Raw genomic sequence first — 235 nt, 5'->3', positions numbered from 1 at the left:
GGAGACGGGCGACCCCGTCGAGATCGAACTCACGACCGACCTCCGCGATTACCAGGAAACGTGGGTGGAGACGTTCCTCGACCGCAAGTCCGGGGTGTACGTCGGGCCGCCGGGCTCCGGGAAGACCGTCGCCGCGATCGCCACGATCGCCGCGGTCGGGGGCGAGACCCTCATCCTGGTCCCCTCGCGCGAGCTCGCCGAGCAGTGGCGCGAGGAGCTGCTCGACCACTCCACC

At 70.6% G+C, this 235-nt stretch carries 1 protein-coding gene; it reads left to right on the top strand.

All coding sequences use genetic code 11. The annotated features are described in order from the left end of the window. The coding region (locus tag EXE45_RS19070) for a DEAD/DEAH box helicase family protein (protein WP_137695206.1) at window positions 1-235 on the top strand (235 nt) is incomplete at both ends.

Origin of the sequence: Halorubrum sp. SP9, assembly GCF_005435015.1 — an archaeon.
GTDB lineage: Archaea > Halobacteriota > Halobacteria > Halobacteriales > Haloferacaceae > Halorubrum > Halorubrum sodomense.
Note: the sequence above shows the minus strand (reverse complement) of the source record. Positions and strands in the feature narration are given on the sequence as shown.